The organism is Bacillus sp. AFS012607 (assembly GCF_002558005.1).
Lineage (GTDB): Bacteria > Bacillota > Bacilli > Bacillales > Bacillaceae_G > Bacillus_A > Bacillus_A thuringiensis_S.
In genome coordinates, this window is the sequence record NZ_NTVM01000080.1 from 1 (window position 1) to 219 (window position 219).

Consider the following 219-nt stretch of genomic DNA (forward strand, 5'->3'; position numbering starts at 1 on the left):
GGTCGGGACCGCCATTTTAATAAGGCTCGGTAGCTCAGTCGGTAGAGCAGAGGACTGAAAATCCTCGTGTCGGCGGTTCGATTCCGTCCCGAGCCACCATTTTGAAGTCGCAAGCCGGCTTAGCTCAATTGGTAGAGCAACTGACTTGTAATCAGTAGGTTGGGGGTTCAAGTCCTCTAGCCGGCACCACTTTCAAAATGAGCCATTAGCTCAGTTGGT

2 tRNA genes are annotated in these 219 nt (G+C 52.1%); both read left to right on the forward strand.

The features are described 5' to 3' along the window. Positions 1-23 precede the first annotated feature (23 nt). Positions 24-99 (forward strand) — tRNA-Phe (locus CN409_RS30805). 14 nt (positions 100-113) lie between these two features. Next, positions 114-189: transfer RNA gene (locus tag CN409_RS30810), tRNA-Thr, on the forward strand. The last annotated feature ends 30 nt before the right edge of the window (positions 190-219 follow it).